Genomic DNA, 21,694 nt, shown 5'->3' on the forward strand with positions numbered 1-21,694 from the left:
GAACGCTTATGAGTAGTGGCGGCGGCAGCAGTCCAACCCCCAACCGTACCTGCACCGGTACCCTAACCACCTCGCAACGGCTGGTGCTGGTCGGCACCCAGTACAGCCTCAACGGCGCCAACTGGACCACCACCCCGCCGACCTCGGTGCCAGCAGGCAGCAATGCGGCCACCGTGTTCGTCGCCAACGGCCAGACGCCGGATGGCAAGGTTACCTACCAGGCTGACGACGGCACCCAGTTCATCCTGCAGTTCACCATGAACGGCACCAACTCGGCGAACATCCTTGGCGTCGGTGGCACGGCTTCGTCGTACAACTACAACAGGACCTTCCCCACCGCTGGCGACACCATCACCGTCGCCTTCACCCTGTCCAATTCCTGAGAGGAAGCCCGTCATGAGCTACACAATGTCCGTGGATCGGGTGATCCAGCTTGCCCGCTGTGACGATTTCCCCGAGGCGAAGATCCGCGAAATGTTCGCCCAGTACAATGCCACCGAACTACCTCTCGAGATTCTGGCAACCTTGCCGATCCCGCTGCCGGTGAAGGTCTATCTCGCCCTGCAGGACGAGTTCTTCAGCGAAGCGGAATTCCGCGAACTGTCGCTGGCTTTCGCCAAGCATGCGGCCAGCAGCAACCCGGCGGTGCAAAACAACCACTTCGTCAGCAGCACCATCAGCGCCTACGAGCAGGCCCTGGTGGAGACTCGCAGCCTGGCGCATGGCGTCGCCCTCAACGCCAATATCCGGCAACAGGTCGAAGGCTATCGCGGTGCGGTCAAGGCGTTGATGGAACCTCTGACCCAGGCGCTGCGCAGCGGCAATGGCAGCGGCGCGCCGTTACACACCGTTGCCGCCTATGAGGCGGTGTGGTTCGCCGGCTACGAGCACCATGGCATCGCCTGCCGCAACGCCGCCTCTTGCGCAGTGGCCGCCGTGCCCAAGGAGCAGGCCGACGCTGCTCTGCAGTGGGTGCTGGACAACGCCGTGGCCGTGACCCAGGCCCGGGCGGCCTGACATGGCCAGCACCAGTGCCGCCCTGGACGTCGCCACCGCGCTCGCCCGGCTGCGGCGCGGTCCACTGCTGCAAGCCACGGCGGGATCCTCCGTCGTGGTGGCCTTTCCGCCCCTGGAACAGATGCTGCCGCACCGGCCGCCATTTCTCCTGATCGACCGCGTTCTGGCCTGGAACCCGGACGACCATGTGCTGCACGCACAGCGCCGGGTCGACCCCGAAGACCCGGTGCTCGGCGGGCATTTCCCCGGCAACCCGATCTACCCCGGCGCGCTTCAGGGCGAGGCCATTGCCCAGGCCGGCCAATGCCTGCTGCACATGGCCCGTGGTTGCCCGGCGCAACCGCTGGACATCCTCGCCACGCGGGTATTCGGTGCCCAGTTTCTCGGCCAGGTCCGCCCTGGTGACATCATGGATATAGAGGTACGAATGCTCGACGACAACGGCATGCTGGCGATCTTCGGTGGGCGCATCAGCGTCGCCGGCGCGGTGCGCAGCGTGGTGGTGATGGAGGGCTGTCATGTCTGACCTGCCTCGCGTGGTGGTGAGCGGAATGTCGGTGCTCACCGCCCTCGGTGAAGACCCCGGCAGCCTGCTCGACAACCTGCTGGCCGGGCGCTCCGGCATTCGCCGCTGGAGCAGCTTCGACCGCGAGATCGCGACCAAGGTCGGCGGCAGTCTGGAAGGCTTCGATCCGCGCCCGCGCCTTGCCGCCCTGGCTGACAGCCTGACGGACGCACCACGCTTGCGCCTGCGCCGGGCAAGCAATCGCCTGCCCTGGTCCACCGCGCTGTCGGTATTGATGGCCGGGCGTGCCTGGCAGGACGCCGGGCTGTTCGCGCTGCCGGCGGGCGAGGATGGCGAAACCGCGATCATCGTCGGTGGCCACAACATCGGGCAGAACTACTACTACAACAATTTCCGCCAGTTCGAGCAGGATCCCGACCATATCGACGTGCAGTTCGGCCTCGCCGGGCTGGACACCGACCATGCCGCAGTGGCCTCGGAGGTACTCGGCATTCGCGGCCCCGGCTACAGCGTCGGCGGTGCCTGCGCCAGTGGCGCCCTGGCGCTGCGCGCGGCGTTCAACGAAATCCGTTTCGGCGATGCCGAACGGGTCGTGGTGCTGGCCCCGGTGCTCGACTATTCACCCTTGGAGCTGCATGCCCTGGCCCTGATGCAGGCGGTCAGTCAGCGCTCCTTCAACGATCACCCGGAGCAGGCCAGCCGGCCTTTCGACCGCCGCCGCGAAGGCTTCGTCCCGGCTCACGGTGGCGCCTGCCTGGTTCTCGAACGTGCCGAACTGGCTCAGGCACGCGGCGCCGAGCCGCTGTGCGAAGTCCTCGCCGTGGCCGCCCGCTCCGACGCTAGCCGCCAGCCAAGCCCGCAGGAAGATGGCCAGACCCGCACCATCCAGGCTGCCCTGCGCGAAGCCAGTCTGCAGCCTGGTGATATCGACTTCATCTGCGCTCACGCCACCTCGACGCCATTGGGCGACCTTACCGAGGCGCGTTCGATCCGCCGGGTGTTCGGCGCGCACCTGGAGCGGCTAAAGGTCAACGCACCGAAATCCATGCTCGGTCATACCTGCTGGTCGGCACCGCTGGTTGAGCTGGTGGCGGCCATCGCGCAGATGCGCGCCGGGCAGCTACACCCGACCATCAACCTCGACGACCCTGACCCGGAGCTGGACTTCGATGTCTGCGCTGCCGGTGCAGTGTTGCATCCGGTGCGCTACCTGCTGAAGAACGCCTTCGGCTTCGGTGGCAACAACTGCGTAGCGATCCTCGGTCGCTGGGAGCCCCGCTCATGAATTTCCTCGTCACCGGCGGTAGTCGTGGCATCGGCCGACGCATCGTCGAACAGGTGTTGCTGGCCGGCCATGATGTCGCCTTCACCTGGAATCAGGACGCCGAGGCCGCTGCGGCGCTGCAGCGCCATGCAGCGGAAATCGCCCCGCATCGACGCTGCCTGGCCCTGCGCCTGGACATGGCCGACGGCGCCGCCATCGATGCGGTGTGCGAGGAGGCCGACCAGGTGCTGGACGGCATCGACGTGCTGGTGGGCAATGCCGCGATCAACCGACCGAGCCTGGCCGTATCGCTGCCCGACGCCGACTGGCGCGCGGTGATGGAGGTCAACCTGGACGGCAACTTCCGCCTGTGCCGAACCCTGCTGCCGGGCTTCATCGCCCGCCGCCGCGGGCGCATCGTCCTGCTCTCCTCGGTGGCGGCCCACGGCATGAGTGGGCAGATCGCCTACAACGTGTCCAAGGCCGGGCTGATCGCCATGGCCGCGACCCTGGCCCGGGAGTACGGGCGCCGTGGCATCACCGCCAACGCCCTGGTGCTGGGCCTGGTGGACACCGACATGAGCCGCGAGACCGCGGCGCCGAGAACCTTTGAACACTGGCTCGGGCAGTGCCCCAGCGGCCGCCTCGGCACGCCGGACGACGTGGCCCAGGCCGTACTCTACCTGGCCTCCGACGGGGCCACCTTCATCAACGGCCAGGCCATCCACCTCACCGGTGGCCTGAACTGGGTGCCATGACAAGGAGCGACACAATGCACGATATCCACGAGACGGTCCGCGAAGTGGTTCTGCGCCATACCGAGGCCGCCCTGGCCTTCCTTGACCTCGGCCCGATCGACACCCAACTGCGCTTCGACCATCTTGGCGCCAGTAGCCTGGACATCATCACCATCGTCTCCGACGCCATGCGCGAGTTGCGCATCAAGGTTCCGGTGGAGCAGCTCAATTCGCTGTCGAGCATCGACGCGTTGATCGACACCCTGAGCGGCGCCGTGGCCGCCCGCGAGAGCGACTGAGCCATGGCCTGGTCGCTGGAGATTCACCACATCGATGTGAAGAAGGCCGGCGATGCGACCCTGATCGTCGCGAAAAACCCGGATAACGCCGAGGGCCAGCGAATCCGCGCGGTATTGATCGACGGCGGGCGCCAGGGTATCGCCACCTATCTGCACAACTACATCACCAACACGGCCGGGCTGAGCAAACTCGATGCCATGGTCGTCACCCATTACGACGGCGACCACCTGGGTGGAGTGGCCGCCCTGCTGGCGAAGAAGGTCAGTACCTACGACACGGTGCGGATCTACGACCGGGGTTGGCCAGCCCTGGGGCCCGAAGATCTGTACCTTCGATATCTCAACGCGATCAACCAGAAGTCAGGGCGCAACCGCGTGACCCGCGCCGTAAAGGCCGCTGACCTGGGGCCCAATATTCCCTCTAGCATGGTGTCGCGCACCGGCTCACCGGCAGCTCCCGCCGGTGCCAGCGCCTTCCAGGTGATGCAGGCGATCAACCAGGCCCCACAATGGCTGATCACGGGGCCCCAGGCAGAAATCCTCCAGCTTACCGGCGACCGAGCGCCGACACTGACCTGCATTGCCTGCAACCAGTGGGTGCAGCGTGCCAATGGCACTCCAGTCAAGGCCGCTCAGGGCGTCAGCGAAGCGGAAAACGCATGCAGCCTTGCCTTCCTCCTGCGCTTCGGCGATTTCACCTACTACATCGGCGGCGATATCGAAGATCCCCAGGAAACCCTGATCGCCAGCCTTGCCAACCCCAATGACAATGCCGCTGGCCGTGTCCTGGTGGTCAAGGCCAGCCATCATGGCGCCGATACCGCCACCTCGGCGGCTTTTCTCCAGCGCATGCGCCCGCTGGCGGTGATGGTTTCCAACAGTACGGACAACCAGCACGGCCACCCGGCCCCGGCCACGGTGGATGTGCTCAACGGCTATCCCCGTGGCAACGGTATCACCCTGCCCCCGCCACCGGCCTCGCCAGGGCGGCCACGGCGCACCTACTTCACCGGCTTCGACAGCGCCGAGAACATGAGCAACGCCTTCGTCACCCTGGGCATCGTCGCGGGAGATCCCAATGCCAGCAACCTGCCCGGCAACCTGCTGGTGAAGGTCAGCGAGGCCCAGGCCTTTGACAATCGCAACTTCCCGGGCAGCGCCTGGCGCGCGGTGCTCGCGGTGGCCGATATCGCCGCCAAGGCAGTGGGCCTGGCGCCAAACCCGGTGGCCGCCAATGCTGCCGCCGAAGCGGCGGTCAAAGGCACGCTGGTGGATGTGGTCACCGCGCTGGTCAACACCACCGACGCGCGGAATGCCGCCACAGCCTTGTGGGTACTGCGCAGCAAGACCGGCGGCGGGATCAACAGCGAGTACCTTCGCTGGCTGGACATGCAACCCCCCGGCCAGGAAGACTGGCTGGAGGCGATAGATGAGCAGCGCAAGGCCCTCCAGCGCGCGGCCAGCATGGACGACGTCTATCGCTGCGTCGACTGCGCCGCGCAAACCGCCGCCACCACCAGTGCGGCAGTGCCCGGCCCGTTGGCCGAGTTCGCGGCGCTGGCGGATTCTATCGATGGCTTGGGTACGGCATACCAGTTGGTCAACCACTACGTCCCCCTGCCTGAGTACAACGTCGCCGTACAAACCGCGAACGACCAGGCCACGCAGGCACGGGACATCCTCACCAATGGTGCTGGACGTGTGGCGACCCTGGCGACCCAGGCCGCGACCGCCGCGCAGCAGGTACGCGGCGCCAGTAACCAGACCGAGGCCATGCAATTGGCAGGCGCCGCCCTCGATGCCGCCGAGAAAGCCTGCGAAGCCGCCGGCGAAACCTTCTACGACCTCGGCAACTGCTACAGGCGTGCCGCCCGTGCCGGTGCGAACCCGAGCCCGGCGCTGGTGGCGCTGACCATCACCCGTGCCTGCGGCAGTACTCAGGCCGGCGTGGTCACCGGCGCCATTGCTGGGGCGATCTGTGGCAATGGCCGGCTCGACCCGGCCAGGCAGGCGCTGCACTACGCCCTCGATACGGTCGGGGTGAACTCGTCGGCGGCGCTGGCCGCCCTGAGCGAAGCCCTCACCGGGGGCGAGCCGTTGTTCACCGTCAGCTACTACAAGGCATCAGCCAACAAGGACGTACAGGATTCCCTTTCCTGAGGCGGACCGCTCTTTCCTGGAGACAGCACCCTATGAGCGCCATGAATGCCGTTACGCAGGACCTGAGTCAGTTGCAGGCCCAGCTCAAACAGAAGATCGACGCCGCCGGCAACCTTGAGCTGGGCGCCGGAACCACTGGTATCAGTGCCCTGGACAGCCTGTTCGGTGCCTGCAACGTGACCCTGGCCAGCGCCAGCATCAGCGACCCCGGCAGCACCTGGCCGGCCAGCTTCAGCGTCAGCGGTACGCCCAGCGGCGAATGGACGCTCAACGGGCTGGGCGCCAACCCCAGCCTCAGCCAGTTGACCCTGACCTTCGCCCAGAGCGCCCAGGGCCAGGATATCAGCGCCAGCCTGAGCAGCGTCGCCAGCGCGACCCTTGGCCAAAGCAGCCTGACCTTCAGCGGCAGCCTCGACGACAACGCCGCCCTGGTTCTCGACCTGACCCCGCCGGATAGCCGTCTGCCGCTGCTGGCGGTGGGCAATTTCGCCTTCGCCAACCGCTTCGACGGTTGGCTGCCGGTGGATCTGCCGCTATTCGCCGAGATGTCGTTCAAGCAGATCGAGGTGGTCGCTGCCTATGGCGGCGATGACGACACCCGCTGCGCGGTCACCACCGGGGTCAACGGCAATTGGTCTCTGGTTCAGGGCGGCCCCAGCCTCACTGGCGTCTGGGTGACCCTGACCAGCGCCAGCCAGACCGAGATGGATCAGACCATCACCCGCCTCAGCGGCACGGTCGGTGGCAGCCTGCTGATCGGCGGCCAGCCATGGACCGTGAGCGTCAGCCTCAATGGCAGCAGCCAGGTGAGCATCCTCGTCAGTGCCGACGGCAACCGCCAGCCTGCTCTGGCCGCCCTCGCCGGGCTGATCGCCGGCGATGCCGCAGCCAGCGCGGTGAACGACGCGGTGGCCAAGCTGCCGCTGGCCAACCTGGTGCTGGACAGCGTCGAGATCGCCTTCGACTGGCAGCAGCGCCAGCTACTCAATGCCAGTGTCAGCGCCACCCTGCCCTTCACCTTCAACCAGGCCCCGGCCGACCTGCTGCTGTCCATTGGCCTGCCCCCGCTGCAACTGGGCGGCAACCTGTCGCCCAAGACCCCGGTGAAGATCCGCGACGTGTTGATCCAGTACCTCGGCGATGCTGGCGGCTTCCCCGACACCACGGTGAGCAAGCTGGTCTTCGACACCGTGCCGGCGGAAGGCAGCTACAGCTTTGCCCTGGGCATGACCGAGGTGTTCAGCGCCGGCCCGCTGGCGCTGAACAATGTCGATGTGAACATCGCGAAAACCAGCGACGCCACCACCGCTTCGATGAACGCCGACCTGACCCTGGCTGGCGTCGATATCGCCGTGGCCGCCGCCTACGACCAGGGTTGGCAGATTTCCGGCAGCACCGCCTACGGCCAGCCCCTGGCCATCGGCAAGCTGATCAACGACCTGACCCAGCAGTTCAACGTGACCTGCCCCGCCGCCATCAGCGAGCTGGAGCTGCAGAACCTCGCGGTCAGCCTCGACACCGGCGCCTCGAAGTTCACCTTCGCCTGCGAGGGCAGCTTCCCCATCGCTGGCACCGAACTGGACTTCAGCATCGACCTTGAACTGTCGAAGCCGGACACCACCTGGGAAGGCAACTTCAACGGCACGCTGGTGATCGGTGCGGCCACCTTCAGCGTCACCTTCACCCAGGACAGCAAGGTCAAGATGCTGCGCGCCGAGCTGGTGCCCACCGCCGGCAAGACCCTGGCCCTGGTCGACCTGGCGCAGACCTTCGCCATCGACCTCTCCGGGGTACCGGCGGAACTGCTGCCGGTGCTCCAGCAGGCCTCGTTCACCTACGACTTCAACAAGTCGCAACTGGTGCTCACCGCCAGTACCGACAAGGTCGCGGTGAGCCTGGTCAGCGTGCCCGGCACGGTTCAGGGGCGCATTTATGCGGCGGTGGTGGAGATCGCCGTGGAAGCGGATATCTCGCAGTTGCCGGTGGTCGGCAACGAGCTGGCGTCGATCCAGCAGGTCGGCCTCGATGGCATGAGCCTGGTGATCGCCTCCGCGGTGTTCGACAAGGATCAGGTCGATGCGGTCAACGCGGTGATTCCCAAGGGCCAGCCGCAGGTTCCGGCGCTCAGCGTCGAGGGTCGGGTGGTGCTGTCGGCCAAGCTGATGCTCGGCGACCAGCCAGCCAAATCGCTGCAACTGGTCTTCGCCAAGCCATCGAAGCCGAAGCAGGCGCTGCGCGCTGCAGCCAACGACGACACCGCGCCGGTGCCTGCCGGCACCGCCAAGGCCCAGGGCAAGTGGGTCAACGTGCAAAAGAGCTTCGGCCCGATCAGTCTCAGCCGGGTCGGCGTGGCCTACCGCGAGCAGCGCGTATGGTTGATGCTCGATGGTGGCTTCGCCATGGGCGGCATCGAGATCGACCTGATGGGCGCGGCCATCGCCTTCCGCCCGGTGCTGCCACCGATTCCCGACGGCGCCTCCCTCGACGGCCTGTTCATCGGCTACGACAACGGCGCGGTGACCATCAATGGCGGCCTGCTCAAGGTCGTCACCGAAGATGCCAAGGGCAACGAGATCACCGAGTACGATGGCCAGCTAATGCTCAGGGTGCCGAGTTTCCAGCTCTCGGCCATGGCCTCCTACGCCTCCCTTGACGGCTCGCCATCGTTGTTCGCCTATGCCGTGCTCGCCGCGCCCATCGGTGGCCCGCCGTTCTTGCAGGTGGATGCGCTGGCGGCAGGCTTCGGCTTCAACCGCGACCTGATCATCCCCGGCCTCGACAAGCTCGAACAGATGCCGCTGATCGCCGCGGTCAACGGTGGCTCGCCGTTCGCCGGCAAGGACGCCTCGCAGGCGCTGAAGGTGATGCACGATTACGTGCCGCCCTCCTACGGCGACTATTTCCTTGCCCTTGGCGTGCGGGTCGCGTCGTTCCAGATGATCAAGGGCTTCATCCTCGCCGCCGGCAAGCTGGGCAACGAATTCGAGATCGCCCTGCTCGGTCTGGCCTCGGTGTCGGTGCCGCCACAGACTTCTTCGCCTATCGGTTATGCCGAGCTGGTGCTCAAGGCGTCCTACAACTTCAACCGCGGCACCCTGTTCCTCGGCGCGCAACTGACCGCCAACTCCTTCATCCTGTCGCGTGACTGCCACCTTACCGGCGGCTTCGCCGTGGCCGCCTGGACCAAGGACAACCCGAACAACCCCTATGGCTACAAGGCCGGCGACTTCGTCGTTTCCCTCGGCGGCTATCACCCGGCGTTCAGCAAGCCGGACTGGTACCCGGACGTGCCACGCCTGGGCTTCAACTGGAACATCACCTCCGAACTGACGGTAAAGGGGGGGCTGTACTTCGCCCTGGTGCCCTCGGCGGTGATGGCCGGTGGCAGCCTGGAGGCGGTGTGGCAGAGTGGCGACCTGCGCGCCTGGTTCAAGGCCTGGGTGGACTTCCTGCTGGGCTGGAAACCGTTCCACTACGATGCCGACATCGGGGTCAGCCTTGGTGCCTCGTACAAGGTCGACGTCGGCATCACCTCGTTCACCGTCAGCGTCCATGTCGGCGTGGAGATCCACCTGTGGGGCCCGGAATTCGCCGGTACCGCCACCGCCGACCTGTACGTGCTCAGCATCACCATCAGCTTCGGCGACAGCAACAAGAACGAGGTCAAGCCGATCCAGTGGAGCGACTTCAAGAGTTCGTTCCTGCCCGGTGGCGGCAGCACGCCGAAAACCGCACCACGGGCCCTGCTGCTCGCTGCCCTGCCGGCCAGCCTCAAGGCCGCCACGCCAGTGCAGCAGACCGACTCGGTGTGCCTGGTGCGGGTCGCCAATGGTCTGGTCAAGGATCTGGCCGGTGTCGATGACATGGACTGGGTGCTCGACCCGGAGCGCTTCGAGCTGACCACCTGGTGCGCCCTGCCGAGCAAGCAGGCCAGCTACACCGGCTCCGGCGCGGAGCAGGACATCACGGCCAGCAACACGGCGTTCGGCGTCGGCCCGGTGGGGGTCAACAACGATTACTTCGTGTCCAGCCACAGCGTGGTGATCAGCAAGCTCGACGGCGAGATGAGCGCCGAGGACATTCGCGTCGACGTCAGCGCCGTGGTGGAAAACCTGCCGGCAGCGACCTGGTCCACCAGCGCCGCTCTTGACCCGAGTCTGAGCAACCTCAACGACGCGGCCCAGCGCGCCATTCCCAATGCTATGACCGGCCTCCGCATCAAGGCCAAGGCCGACAACCCCGACGTCACCCCGCTGCCCATCGAACTGAGCGTGCTGCGCGAGGAAATCGAGGCCAACCGCACGGTGACCTGGATCGCGCCCACCGTGCCCGCCGCCACTGGCTATGACCAGGACAACGCCATGAGCCAGTTCACCAGCGCCCTGACCAATACCAGCGTGGCTGACGCTCGCAGCGCGATCCTCGCGCAACTGGCGGCGGCCGGGGTCGCGGTTAGCACCCAGGTCAATGTCGACCTGCTGGCACAGAACGCCGCCAACACCCTGCTCAGCGCCCCGCAGCTCTCGGTGCTCGGCGCCCAACCCACCACTGCTTTCGGAGCCGTCCGTTCATGATCAAGGCCTCTTCCACGCCGTTGAGCGACGGCAGCGTACAGTTCGTCGCCCATTGGCTGCCGCCGCTGACCGCAGGCAGCTACAGCATCACCCTTACCCAGCACCTGCAGAACAGCGACCCGAACGCTACCGCCGACGCGGCTTTCGACGAAGCCTTCGTCAACACCCGGCATTTCGCCGTGCGCGGCGAACGCTTCAGCCTCGACGACAACGAGCTGGTGTCGCGCTTCCCGCCGCCGGACAACCAGGGCGAGTACCAGAACGTGCTGCCCCACGTGATCTTCAAGCGCCGTACCCTGCCCTGGGAACGCTCACCGGAGCTGGAGGCGGACAACGCCTCGTGGCTGGCCCTGTTGCTGTTCGAGCTGGACGAAGCGCCACCGCTGCAGTCGGTGCTGGCCGGCGACCTGCAGCGCCAGGCGTTCCCGCATAGTGCCGATGCAGCCAAGGCCGGCGAGTCGACGCCCAGCAGCCTGCCGGCCAGTACCGCCAGCTACCCGGACGGCTACGCCCTGCTCGGTAGCGCCGACAAGGCACCGACCTTCGCCCTGGCCACTGGTGAGAACTGGTACGACCCCTGCCAGGTGATCGACGTGCCAGCGGAGCTGTTCGCCGCCATCGCCCCGACTCTCGATGAACTGGATTGGCTGGCCCATGCCCGCAGCGTGGTGCTGACCCAGAAGCAGGAGCAAAACGATGACGAGCAGGAAGGCAATTTCTCGGTGGTGGTGGGCAACCGCCTGCCGGCCCCCAACCAGAAATGCGTGGTGCACCTGGTGTCCCTGGAAGGCCTGGCCCGCTACCTGCCCACCGGCGACGGCGAAACCGCCGCGCCGCTGACCCTGGCCGCCGGTGGCACGGCGGAGAAACTGCGCCTGGTGTCACTGGCCAGTTGGTCGTTCACTTCCCTCGACCCACAGGAAACCTTCAGCGGCTACCTCGAAGGGGTCGACTGCGCGCAGCTACGGCTGCCAGCCCCGGCAAATGCCAGCGGTAGCGCCGGGCAGGCTGTTGGCAATGCCTTCGCCATGGGCTACACGGCGATGAACCACCAGACCCGCCTCGGCGACACCACGGTGTCGTGGTATCGCGGCCCGCTGCTGCCGTTCACTTCTGCGCCGGTGATCGTCCCGCCGCCGGGGGCCACGCCGCTGGTGGTTGCCGACCAGGCGGTGCGCTTCGACCCGGCCAGCGGCCTGATGGACGTCACCTACGCCGCCGCCTGGCAGATCGGCCGTGGCCTGGCCCTGCAGAACAGCCTGTTCGCCAGCACCCTCTATGCGTGGAAACGCAGCGAAGCGCGCAAGGTGGCACAAAACAGCGAAACCCAGACCCTTAGCCTGCGCCTGCAAGCCTCGGTGACGCCGAACTCGGCGTTGCGCGCGCTGCATGCCGCACCCACCAGCCAGCCCGGCCTGCGCGGCCTGGCCATCGGCCTGATCGCCGAATCCCTGGCCGCCCAGTGCGCCCGCTCTTCCAGTTCCTCGGAGACCGCAGAATGACCCGGCTCGCCCAGCGCAACAGTCAGTTCCTCAACCTGCAGGCCATGCTCGCCGAGCCACAATCCAGCCTCCTGCGCGCCAATAACGGCGAGCCGCTGCCAGGCGAACTCACCCAGTGGTTGGGTAACCTCGCCGTGCTCAAGGGGCTGCCCTTCGGCTACCTGGTGCCGGACGAGGCCATGCTGCCGACGGAGTCGATCCGCTTCTTCGTCCTCGACCCGAACTGGATCAATGCCCTGCTCGAAGGCGCCACCAGTATCGGTCGCTCCTGCACCTTCGACGCCGCTATCGACGCCCAGTTGGTGGCACGCCTGTATGCGGCGGTGTCGCCAGCGACCACGGTCAGCGGGTTCGTTCTGCGCTCCAACGTGGTCAGCGGCTGGCCGGGCATCGAGGTACGCGCCTACGACGCCGACGACAACCTGCTCGACGGCGTGCTGCGCCAGGAGGTGCTGGCGCCCACCGTGCTGCTGTTCATGACCTGCGGGCAGATCGACCATGTTGACATCGGCGAGCCGTCCGAGGCCATGCACTTCGGCGTCGATATCGGCCAGGGGAGCAAGTCGCTGCGCTATGTCACCGTGCCCAAGACCGCCCCGGCCGACACCCGGCCCGGCGATCAGATTGACGGTGTCAGCGTCGCTGTCAGCTACCGCGCCGCCGGAGGCGGCAAGCGCGTGCTGAAGATCGCCGACCTGGCGAAGAGCCTGCAGGCACAACTGGTGGCCAGCAACGCCAACCTCGCAGCGGACGGCACCCAGCGCCCGTTCACCCCCGCAGAGTTCGCCCTGGAGCTGGTGGAGGGCGTGCAGACCGTGCGCTTCAGCAATCAAGACAAGGAGGTTTCGGCATGAGTGACAGCGGCCTGATCGTCCCCATCGATGTCACCGCACTGGTCATCGGCAAGCCCGATGCCAGCGCGGTCAATGGTTTCGCGGCCGTGGCCAGCGACTTCGCCCGGATGCCGACGACCCAGGCGGTGGGCCCCTACCTGGCGCAGAACCTGCTGCCCAAGCCGTTCGACTCGGTCGACAGTCAGGACGCCATGCAGCCCGGTATCCACCTGCACTGGGCGCTGCCCGACAGCCTGGCGCGCGGCCGTACCGATGGCGGCAAGGTGGCCTTCCTCCAGGCGCCGAACCTGTGGCTGGTAACCCGTATCGCTGGCGGCAACGCCAACGGCAGCACGGTGCAGACCGCCTGGGTGATCGAGAGCGACCAGTTGCAGCAGGTGCAGGACCAGACCCTGCCGCAGAACATCTATTCGCGGGCGGTGCCGGTGGCCCCGGATCTCACCGGAGCCAGCCAGCCGTTCCTGTTCCAGGGTCGGGTCTACCGCCAGGCCGACTGGGCCGGGCGCAATGCTGGCACCTACGCTAGCAGCAACACCACGGTGGGCTACGGTACCCCGGCCTATGCCGCGGCCTATCCGAACTGCCCCAACGTGTTCTCGTTCTGGGATCCGCTGGACGATGACGACGCCAAGGCCTTCACCGCCGAAACGCCGCTGTCCTACTCGGTGGTGGGCTGGTACGCCAACAGCGACAGCGACCCGCTGGCAAGTCTGGTCTACCCGCCCAGCGCCACCACCGTGGAGGCGCGCCAGGCCTATATCGCCCAGACCCTGCAATGGGCAGTCAGCGATACCCCCGACGTACCCACCCGCACCGTATGCAACGGTCAGCTCAGCGGCCTCACCTGGGACCCGCAGCGAGCCTGGCTGACCCCGCCCAGCGCCGACGGCATCGACGTGGTCATCGCCGACAACACCGCCGAGGCAGTGGCGGCGCTGATCCAGGCGCGCAATCCCGAGGTAGCTGACCTGGAAACCTTGCTCAACGTGTTCCAGCAGGGCTTGCTGCACGAACTGGGCAAGGTCGGCGGCGCTGCCGCAGCCGACGAGGCAGTGCACCAGGCCGGCTTCGCCGCCTATCCCGGTGGCACCCTGTGGCTGGCACGCCAGATCACCGCACCGGGCGCCGATCCGTCTGCCAGCAACGGCCAGTTGCCGGACGTGGCCGTGGAACAACTGGAGCAGGTCAACCGCCTGCAACGCATGCTCGACGGCCAGAGCGCCGACCTCGAAGCCTTGCGCCAGCAACTGTTCGTCGACTGGGCCAAATTCATGCTTCTGCAGTTCAACAAGGCCAACCCGACCGCGCTGACTGCCGACCAGGCCCGTGCCTTCATCAAGAACTACGACCTGACGGCGATAACCGCACTGGCGGGCAGCAAGACCAGCAGCGGCAGCATCGCCACCTTGCAAACGCAGATCGACAGCGCCCTGGCCGCGCTACAGAAGACCCTCGGTACCGGCTGGGAGGTCAAACCCTCCTCGGCGGCGCGCTTCTGGCAGCCGGCCGACCCGGTGATCCTGCTGGCCGGACGGCCCACCACCAAGGCCTCGGCGCGCCATGGCGGCGACGGTCGCTTCCATGCCGAGGGCCTGCTCGGCTGCCGCACCGGCAACCAACTGGTCAGCAGCCTGCGCGTGCATGGTTCGCTGTTCACCCCCGATGTGGCGCTGGCCGCCGCACCGGCGGGCGCCAGTTATCCGCCGGAACTCGGTGCGCTACTGGCCGAGTCGCTGACCCTCGACCCGCTGCGCGCCCCGGATCTGGCCCGGCAGTTCACCCAGGGCAATGGTGCTCAGCGTCTGGCGGCGATCGCCAGCGACACCCTGGCGCAACAGATCGCCAGCGCCCAGCACGCCGCGCGCGGCCAGCACCTGCTGGCGGCCGATGCCCGTAGCGGCGCCGCTAATGCGGCGGTGGCCCTGGTCGGCAACGCGCCGTCGCCGGTGGGCCTGAGCACCTGGTCACAGCCCTGGCTGCCGACCTTTCTCAATTGGGAAGTGCTGTTCTACCCCTACCATCGTGTCGGCCTGGCCGGCAGCGGGATCGACTATGCCGCCGATGCGGTGACCGGCTCCTTCACCCTCGACCCGGATGGGCTGGACTTCGACGCCGTCGCCGGGTTGACTCCTGACCCTGCGTTCCAGACCTATTCCGGCACCCTGACCCTGGCCGGACGCACCGAGCTCAACCTGCAGTCGCAGATCGAGGTCTACCTCAAGAACTACCCGGACGACCCCAATGCCAAGGTTCTCCAGAGCATCCTCGGCCAGCTCGACCTGCAGGCCATGGCGCAAAGCCTGACCGGCTTCAACCAGGGCCTGCTGATGCGCAGCCAGACCCTGCAATTGCCGGTGGTGGACGCACTGAGCCCGTCGCTGATCGTGCGCAACTTCACCAATACCCAGGTGGCCCCGGCGATCGATGGCTTCAACGTCGCCTCGCCGGCGCCGAACAACGGCTTCAACCCGCTGCGCTGCGGCGAGCTGCGGATCAGCCGCTTGCGCCTGGTGGACGCCTATGGCCAGGCGCTGGAGTTGCCGAAGCCGACGCCGATCATCGCCCAACGGCTCAAGCAGCGCCTGGCCGGTGGTGAGGTGGCCGACAATGGCAAGATCGTCCTGCCGCCGCGCCTGACCCAGCCGGCGCGCCTGCAATTCCGCTGGCTCAGTGCCAAGGATGGCCAGGCCGAGTGTTCCGATCAGGGGCCTGCGCCGATCTGCGGCTGGGTGCTGTTCAACCACCTCGACGACAACCTCGCCGTTTACGACGCCGACGGCTCGCCGATCGGCTCGCTGAACACCGTCGGCCCGCGTTGGCAGGGGGCGCCGGGCAGCGCCAACTGGACTCGGCCGTTCGACCAGGTGATGGCCTCGATCAACCCGTACCTGGCCAACTTCGTCCGCGCCCTCTACAACCAGCCTCAGGGCCTGGGCTTCCTCCAGGCTCTGCTCGCCACGCTCGACCAGGCCAGCGGTGCCAGCGGCCCGACGGCACCGACTGCCGATCCGAGCCTGAGCGTGCTGATCGGCCGGCCACTGGCGGTGGTTCGCGCCGCCTTGCGCCTGGAGCTGCAAGGCCAGCCTGCGGTGGACGATAGCTGGCCGGCCTTCGCCGCCAGCGTCGGCCTGAGCCCGGGCCAGCCGCGCCCCAGTGCCGGCATCGGCAATGTGAAGTTCCCGGTGCGCCTGGGCGACCTCGGCGTATATGACGATGGTCTGGTGGGCTACTTCGTCGAGGACGGTAGTGCCGAGCAGTGGAACACCTTCTACTCGCCAGCGGCCACTGGCGGTAATGGCGTGATGCCGGTGGACGTGAGCAAGACCGCGCTGAGCCCGGTGCCCACCTCTGCCGCTGGTGACGGCCTGGCCCTGACCCTGCTCATCGACCCTCACGGCTCGGTGAACGCCACCGCCGGCATCCTCCCGGTGAAGACCATCTGCATCCCCCGAGCCCAGTGGCAGCCGGCGCTGGACGCGATTGCGGTGACCTTCTTGACCACGCCGATGGTCGGCGCCGGTACGGTGATGCCGGTGCCGGTACCGCAGGAAAACGGTTTTACCTGGGAATGGGTGACACGCAACCCGGGCGCCACCGGCTGGAGCAACCTCGCACCCGGCTCGGCGGTACCCACCGCGACCCTGGCGTCCCCGCAACGCATCGAAGAAGGCTGGTTGCGGCTGATCCGCGACAACGGTTAAGGAGTGACCCGGATGAGTGCAATCGATTACGGCATCGCCAACAAGGATGGTAAGCCAGTGGCTTACCTGAACCAGACGCAGACCCTGAGCCTGACCCTGACCAACGTCAGCGGCGCCGACCTGGAACTGGCCGGTAGCCCGCCGGTGCTGGAGACCGAGGCTGACAGCAACACCAGTCTGCTGTACCTGTTCCTCGGCAACCTGGTCAGCGACCCGGCCGCAGTGCAGGTCAGTTGCCCGGGTTGGACCACGCAGTTCCAGAACACCCCGCAGGGGCCGGTATGGTGCCTGGCTCAGGCACAGAACAGCACCTTCAAGGACAAGGCGAAACTGACCGTGACCCTGGACGGGGTCAACATCAGCGGCCTGCCCGGCTCGCGTCAGGTAACCGTCGACTGCTGGTTCGGTGACGGCGACTCGGTGCAATTGCCGGTGATGGCGCAGAACGATCCGGGCAAGCTGCTGCCACTGAACCTGGTCTTCGCTCTGAATGGTGGCAACGTCATCTACATCACCGAGAAGGCCGATTCGCCCATTACCTGCTCGCTGGTGTTCCGCCTCAGCAACCCGTCGCCCGACACGCCCCTCGTGCCGGATGACGTGCCCTGGGGTGCCCAGGCGCCGAGCTTCACCCTGTCCTTCGTCTATGCCGACAAGGGCGACGGCTTCGGCGCCCTGACCTCGGCGGAACGGGCCGCCAGCTTCACCCGCCAGACCGTACAGGACTATGGCAACCGCTGGTCCGTCGCACCCGATACCCAGGGCTCGCCGAGCTGGACCCTGACTCCGGATCAACTGACCAACAAGCAGATCCTCGGTACCGGCGAGCAGGCCAGCTTCGAATTCATGCTGGGCAACATAGTCACCCAGCTCAAGGCCGGCACCACCCTGGCCTACCTGCAATGGAGCAACATTCCCGGTTATCAGGACGGTTACCAGACCGTGGCGCTGATCAAGCAGGCGCCGACTCCGGGCATCCTGCGCTTCATGACCCTCAACTCCAGTGTGATCAAGCAGGGCACGCCGGTACAACTGAACTGGCAAACCTTCGCCCTATCCAAACGCACCATCAGTTGGAGCCAGGACAACACACCCTATCAGGTCGTGGTGCCGGCCAACGCCAGCGCCTGGGAGCCGAACCCGCAGCCGGACGACACGGTCACCTACACCCTCGACGGCTACGACTTCAATGGCAACAAGGTGCCCAATGCCCAGCAGACCGTCAGCGTCATCGCCAATGCACCGGTAATCAATTGCTTCTCGGTGAGTCCGCGGGTTGCTGCATTCGAGGGTGCCAACCCCAACGTACAGGTCACCGGCACCTGGCAAGCGAGCAACGTCAAGACCCAGCAGCTCAATGGCACGCCAGGCCCGTCGCCGCAGACCATCGGCCTGAACACCCCAGGCGACGTGCGATTGCTGATCACCGGCTTCCAGGATCAGATGACCTCGCAGTCACAGACCGTGTACAGCACCCCGGGGTACGTGCAGACCTTCGTCTCCACCAGCCAGGTCAGTGGTGGCACGAACGGGCCGCTGATCAAGAACGTGCTCGCGTTCGAGCGCGGCACCAACACCGGCACCTGGACCCTGATTCGCAGCGACGCCCTGGCGACTCTGACCCTGGCCATACAGGGCTTCACGTGGAGCACGAACGGGCTGAACGTCAACCTTGTCTTCAACGACGCCAGCACCACCGCCACTCTGGGCTGTGCCTTCGGCAACCTGACCCTGACCGCGCGCAGTGGCAGCTCTGACGCCAATGGCCTGCAGCCGCTGGCGATGCTGGTGCAGAACGCCGCTGGGCAGAATGCGCCAGTGTTCAGTGCGGTGACGACGGCAACGGGAGCGACGCAACCGAGATGAAGGTGCGATTACAGATGGAAGTCGCCCGCCGCTTCCGGCTGGTAAAGTACCTTTCTGATCTCGATGCAGCGGGTTCGGTCGGAAATCCGCCAATCGATGGCGTCCCCCTCCTGATAACCCAGGATGGCGGCGCCGATGTCGGAACACACCGAATGCTTCCCGGCGCGGCTGTCCGCGTTCGGGGTAAACCCCAAGACGCTCTTCTCATCCGTGATATAGCCCGCTACACCGCTACACCGCCTGGTGATGAGTTCATCGGAAAGGAGCTCAAAAGAGCTTGTAGGCAAACGCGCTACACGCACTGGGAGCTCCTCCAAAGCAGCGCAGAGATACTCTTCTCATCTTGGCCTCTGAGTCATAGGTCACTTGTTCACCGTCCTGATTTACACACCGTACTGGAATGGTCAGGTGTTGCACTCAGCTTTTGCGCCCGCCGGGGGTGGCCTGACCGGTTTTTGATCAGGCTGCCTCTTTCAAAACGGTAGCGACCGAAATCAGTCAGAAATGGTGGCCTATTTCAGGCCCTCGTTAATTGGCCGGCCGCAGAGTTACGCTCGCGAACTAAAGTCGGTAAAACTCTTCAGAGAGCCCATTTACTCCAGGCCTGACGTCGGCTTGGTGTCTGTCCCCTTAAACCGGGACAAGTCCTGGAGTTAGCAGGATACTGGCGGATTGACTATAAGCTTTTGTCCCTGTTTTCGGCGACAGACACCCCTTGGTTCACTCTGTAGTTTCGACGCATCAGATGGCCGAATCACTGCATGGCTCGGCACTGTAGACGTTTAATGTAAAGCGCTACGGACAGCGGTGTACCGGAGCCTGTGACGAGAGGGAACGATGAATTCCAAACTACAGGAAACAGGTAAGCGTTCCGCCTACTTCTTGGCCCTGGGGCGCTTGATATCAAGTGTAGGCAGCCATGACTTCGTGTCTCATATGCACGAGCTGATTAATGATTCGGTGCCCATTGACCTGACCCAGATCAGTGAATGGACCATTGATGAAAACGAGCGCAAGGTGATCAATACCTGGCTTATCGGTACTGCGCCAGCCGTCTCTGAAACTTGCCCCCAGGATCATGATTGGCTGCTGGGACGCTTGCTCGAATCTGAAGAAGCCCCGCTCATACATAACAAGTACCCCAACGCGATGATCAAGGAGCCGACTCCCTGCCTTGATGCCTGGTGCTGTAACGTCGCCTCCAGAAAGTCCAATCGTTACTGGCTGATTTCTCTACACCGTCATACCCCGCAGAAAGACTTCTCCATTCATGAGCTTTCGTTTCTGAAAAATTTCTCAGAAACGCTGCTGCCGTTGCTTGAACGTCATGCCCAGGCGACCCGGGAACTCTGTGACCTGCCGCAGATGACGCCCGACACTTCCGGAGGGCGAGAGCTGCAACGCAACTTCAACGAGAAGCTCAAACTCACCGATACCCAGCTATCGATGCGTGAGCGCGAGATCTGCCTGGGTCTGCTGGCCGGCGCCACCGTCCCGGAAATGGCTGAAAAACTTCATGTGAAAAACAGCTCCATTGAAACCTATTTGAAGCGTGCGGCTGCCAAACTAGGGGTGAAGGGACGTCACGGACTGGTCAAATGGATGATCGGGATGAGCCAGGGCGGTTGAGCGCCGCTACCAAGCCTCCTTCATTGACCGAAGCTCGCAGGTAGTTCAGAAAAGGTTGCGCCCATGTTTCGCTATTCCCCCGCTTGGCTGACGCTCGCATTGCTCAGCGGTTGCTCACTGATTCCCGATTACCATCGCCCTGCTTCACCAGTGCCTGAAACCTACGCCCAGAGCAGCGCAGCGCTGAGCCCTGGCGACGCAGTGGGATACGGCTGGCAGGACGTGTTCCGCGACCCGGCCCTGGTGCAGCTACTGGACACGGCAATTGCCAGCAATCGTGATCTGCGTGTTGCACTGCTCAATATGCAGGCCTTTCAGGCGCAATACCGCATCCAGCGCAGTGCGCTGTTTCCCAGCGTTTCAGTGCAAGCTTCCGGCACCCGCCAGAGTGTACCGCCGGATCTGGCCCCTTTGGGGGTACGCAGTACGGGGGGCAATTACTCGGTCGGGCTGGGAATCAGCGCATACGAACTGGATCTGTTCGGCCGCAACCGCAGCCTGAGCCAGGAAAAGATTGAGCAATATCTTGCCCAGGAACAGGCCCAGCGCAGCACCCGGCTGAGCCTGATCGGCAACGTTGCCACGGCCTATCTGACCTGGCGGGCAGACCAGGAACAACTGGCGCTGGCACGACAGACCCTGGAGACCTACGAAAAGAGCCTGTCGCTGACCACTCAGCAGCTCAGTGCCGGAGATGCCACGGCCCTGGCCCAGAGCCAGGCCAGCACCCAGGTTGAGGGGGCCCGGGCACGGGTGGCGCAATATCAGCGACAAGTGGAGCAGGGTCAGAACAACCTGCAACTGCTCACCGGCGCACCCGTACAGGTAACCGTCCCTAGCGAGCCAATCAGTGATGGCCTGATCGCCCAGATGCCGGCCGGCCTGCCCTCGCAGTTGCTGCAACGCCGACCGGACATCCTGCAGGCCGAGCACCAGCTCAGGGCGGCCGATGCCAATATCGGTGCGGCCCGGGCGGCGTTCTTTCCTAGCATCACCCTCACCGCCAATGGCGGCACGGCCAGCAGCGAGCTGTCCGGGTTGTTCAAGGCAGGCTCCAAAGCCTGGACCTTCCAGCCGCAGATCAACATCCCGCTGTTCAATGCCGGCAATCTGCGCGCCAGCCTCGATTACGCCAAGATCCAGAAAGACATGGGCGTCGCGCGATACGAGAAAAGTATTCAGACCGCGTTTCAGGAAGTGTCCGATGGTTTGGCCGCGCGTCAGACTTACCGACAACAAGTCAGCGCTCAGCTTGAACTGGTCAAGGCCAGCGAGAAGTACTACCGGCTCGCCGAATCACGTTATCGAGAGGGACTCGACAGCAGCCTGACTTTCCTGGATGCCCAACGCTCTTTGTACAGTGCGCAAAGTTCGTTGATTGATGTTCGCCTCGCTCAGCTAACAGCCGAGGTCAACCTTTACAAGGCTCTGGGGGGCGATTGGCAGCCGCCCCAGGCGTTATAGATTTATCGAGCGGTTACTTAGGGAAACATTGAATGTAACTTCCAGAATCAGGCGAAATACTCAGCCTGGTAGCCGCTGGATGATAACCCAATGAAATAGAT

The 21,694-nt window shown here is 65.3% G+C and carries 14 protein-coding genes and 1 pseudogene; 14 read left to right on the forward strand and 1 reads right to left on the reverse strand.

From position 1 onward, the window contains the following. Positions 1 to 8: 8 nt before the first annotated feature. The 12 genes from OU800_RS12395 to OU800_RS12450 are packed head-to-tail and all read left to right on the forward strand — an operon-like array spanning position 9 to position 18,500. Positions 9 to 383, forward strand: a complete 375-nt coding sequence (locus tag OU800_RS12395; protein ID WP_268177578.1) for a hypothetical protein — start codon at positions 9 to 11, stop codon at positions 381 to 383. A 13-nt stretch (positions 384 to 396) separates the two neighbouring features. Beyond that, entirely contained in the window at positions 397 to 1,017 is a 621-nt protein-coding gene (locus tag OU800_RS12400) for a hypothetical protein (RefSeq protein ID WP_268177579.1), read from the forward strand. Between the two features lies 1 nt (position 1,018). Continuing rightward, positions 1,019 to 1,543, forward strand: coding sequence for a 3-hydroxyacyl-ACP dehydratase FabZ family protein (locus OU800_RS12405; RefSeq protein ID WP_268177580.1), 525 nt, complete (start codon positions 1,019 to 1,021; stop codon positions 1,541 to 1,543). Beyond that, positions 1,536 to 2,828: a beta-ketoacyl-[acyl-carrier-protein] synthase family protein gene (locus OU800_RS12410; RefSeq protein WP_268177581.1), complete on the forward strand. Its 1,293-nt coding sequence runs from the start codon at positions 1,536 to 1,538 to the stop codon at positions 2,826 to 2,828. The genes OU800_RS12405 and OU800_RS12410 overlap by 8 nt, the downstream gene beginning before the upstream one ends. Then, positions 2,825 to 3,565, forward strand: a complete 741-nt coding sequence (locus OU800_RS12415) for an SDR family NAD(P)-dependent oxidoreductase (protein ID WP_268177582.1) — start codon at positions 2,825 to 2,827, stop codon at positions 3,563 to 3,565. The genes OU800_RS12410 and OU800_RS12415 overlap by 4 nt, the downstream gene beginning before the upstream one ends. 14 nt (positions 3,566 to 3,579) lie before the next feature. Further along, positions 3,580 to 3,843 (forward strand): phosphopantetheine-binding protein, encoded by a 264-nt coding sequence (locus OU800_RS12420; protein WP_268177583.1) that lies wholly within the window; start codon positions 3,580 to 3,582, stop codon positions 3,841 to 3,843. Between the two features lie 3 nt (positions 3,844 to 3,846). Then, entirely contained in the window at positions 3,847 to 6,003 is a 2,157-nt protein-coding gene (locus OU800_RS12425; protein WP_268177584.1) for a ComEC/Rec2 family competence protein, read from the forward strand. A gap of 32 nt (positions 6,004 to 6,035) precedes the next feature. Next, complete coding sequence (locus OU800_RS12430) at positions 6,036 to 10,577, forward strand: DUF6603 domain-containing protein (protein WP_268177585.1); 4,542 nt, start codon at positions 6,036 to 6,038, stop codon at positions 10,575 to 10,577. Next, positions 10,574 to 12,079, forward strand: a complete 1,506-nt coding sequence (locus OU800_RS12435) for a hypothetical protein (protein WP_268177586.1) — start codon at positions 10,574 to 10,576, stop codon at positions 12,077 to 12,079. Before OU800_RS12430 ends, OU800_RS12435 begins: the two co-directional genes overlap by 4 nt. Further along, positions 12,076 to 12,933: a hypothetical protein gene (locus OU800_RS12440; RefSeq protein ID WP_268177587.1), complete on the forward strand. Its 858-nt coding sequence runs from the start codon at positions 12,076 to 12,078 to the stop codon at positions 12,931 to 12,933. Before OU800_RS12435 ends, OU800_RS12440 begins: the two co-directional genes overlap by 4 nt. Beyond that, positions 12,930 to 16,634 carry a hypothetical protein gene (locus OU800_RS12445; RefSeq protein ID WP_268177588.1) on the forward strand — a complete coding sequence of 1,235 codons (3,705 nt, stop codon included), beginning with the start codon at positions 12,930 to 12,932 and terminating at the stop codon, positions 16,632 to 16,634. Before OU800_RS12440 ends, OU800_RS12445 begins: the two co-directional genes overlap by 4 nt. A gap of 12 nt (positions 16,635 to 16,646) precedes the next feature. Next, positions 16,647 to 18,500: a hypothetical protein gene (locus OU800_RS12450; RefSeq protein ID WP_268177589.1), complete on the forward strand. Its 1,854-nt coding sequence runs from the start codon at positions 16,647 to 16,649 to the stop codon at positions 18,498 to 18,500. Between the two features lie 8 nt (positions 18,501 to 18,508). On the opposite strand, the pseudogene OU800_RS12455 reads toward OU800_RS12450, so the two are convergent. After that, a pseudogene (locus OU800_RS12455) lies at positions 18,509 to 18,679 on the reverse strand (GNAT family N-acetyltransferase); the annotation flags it as partial. Between the two features lie 658 nt (positions 18,680 to 19,337). Here OU800_RS12455 and OU800_RS12460 point away from each other — a divergent pair. Next, positions 19,338 to 20,129, forward strand: a complete 792-nt coding sequence (locus OU800_RS12460) for a helix-turn-helix transcriptional regulator (protein WP_268177590.1) — start codon at positions 19,338 to 19,340, stop codon at positions 20,127 to 20,129. 63 nt (positions 20,130 to 20,192) lie between these two features. After that, the gene (locus tag OU800_RS12465) at positions 20,193 to 21,593 is read left to right on the forward strand and encodes an efflux transporter outer membrane subunit (protein ID WP_268177591.1); all 1,401 of its coding nucleotides are present in this window, start codon (positions 20,193 to 20,195) and stop codon (positions 21,591 to 21,593) included. The last annotated feature ends 101 nt before the right edge of the window (positions 21,594 to 21,694 follow it).

Origin of the sequence: Pseudomonas sp. GOM7 (assembly GCF_026723825.1) — a bacterium.
In the GTDB taxonomy this organism is placed as follows: Bacteria; Pseudomonadota; Gammaproteobacteria; order Pseudomonadales; family Pseudomonadaceae; genus Aquipseudomonas.

Bases quoted from the DNA above. Each gene is read 5' to 3' on its own strand.
- OU800_RS12395 (WP_268177578.1), top strand. From the start codon at position 9: ATGAGTAGTGGCGGCGGCAGCAGTCCAACCCCCAACCGTACCTGCACC.
- OU800_RS12460 (WP_268177590.1), top strand. From the start codon at position 19,338: ATGAATTCCAAACTACAGGAAACAGGTAAGCGTTCCGCCTACTTCTTG.
- OU800_RS12415 (WP_268177582.1), top strand. From the start codon at position 2,825: ATGAATTTCCTCGTCACCGGCGGTAGTCGTGGCATCGGCCGACGCATC.
- OU800_RS12430 (WP_268177585.1), top strand. From the start codon at position 6,036: ATGAGCGCCATGAATGCCGTTACGCAGGACCTGAGTCAGTTGCAGGCC.
- OU800_RS12440 (WP_268177587.1), top strand. From the start codon at position 12,076: ATGACCCGGCTCGCCCAGCGCAACAGTCAGTTCCTCAACCTGCAGGCC.
- OU800_RS12445 (WP_268177588.1), top strand. From the start codon at position 12,930: ATGAGTGACAGCGGCCTGATCGTCCCCATCGATGTCACCGCACTGGTC.
- OU800_RS12420 (WP_268177583.1), top strand. From the start codon at position 3,580: ATGCACGATATCCACGAGACGGTCCGCGAAGTGGTTCTGCGCCATACC.
- OU800_RS12410 (WP_268177581.1), top strand. From the start codon at position 1,536: ATGTCTGACCTGCCTCGCGTGGTGGTGAGCGGAATGTCGGTGCTCACC.
- OU800_RS12400 (WP_268177579.1), top strand. From the start codon at position 397: ATGAGCTACACAATGTCCGTGGATCGGGTGATCCAGCTTGCCCGCTGT.
- OU800_RS12425 (WP_268177584.1), top strand. From the start codon at position 3,847: ATGGCCTGGTCGCTGGAGATTCACCACATCGATGTGAAGAAGGCCGGC.
- OU800_RS12450 (WP_268177589.1), top strand. From the start codon at position 16,647: ATGAGTGCAATCGATTACGGCATCGCCAACAAGGATGGTAAGCCAGTG.
- OU800_RS12405 (WP_268177580.1), top strand. From the start codon at position 1,019: ATGGCCAGCACCAGTGCCGCCCTGGACGTCGCCACCGCGCTCGCCCGG.
- OU800_RS12465 (WP_268177591.1), top strand. From the start codon at position 20,193: ATGTTTCGCTATTCCCCCGCTTGGCTGACGCTCGCATTGCTCAGCGGT.
- OU800_RS12435 (WP_268177586.1), top strand. From the start codon at position 10,574: ATGATCAAGGCCTCTTCCACGCCGTTGAGCGACGGCAGCGTACAGTTC.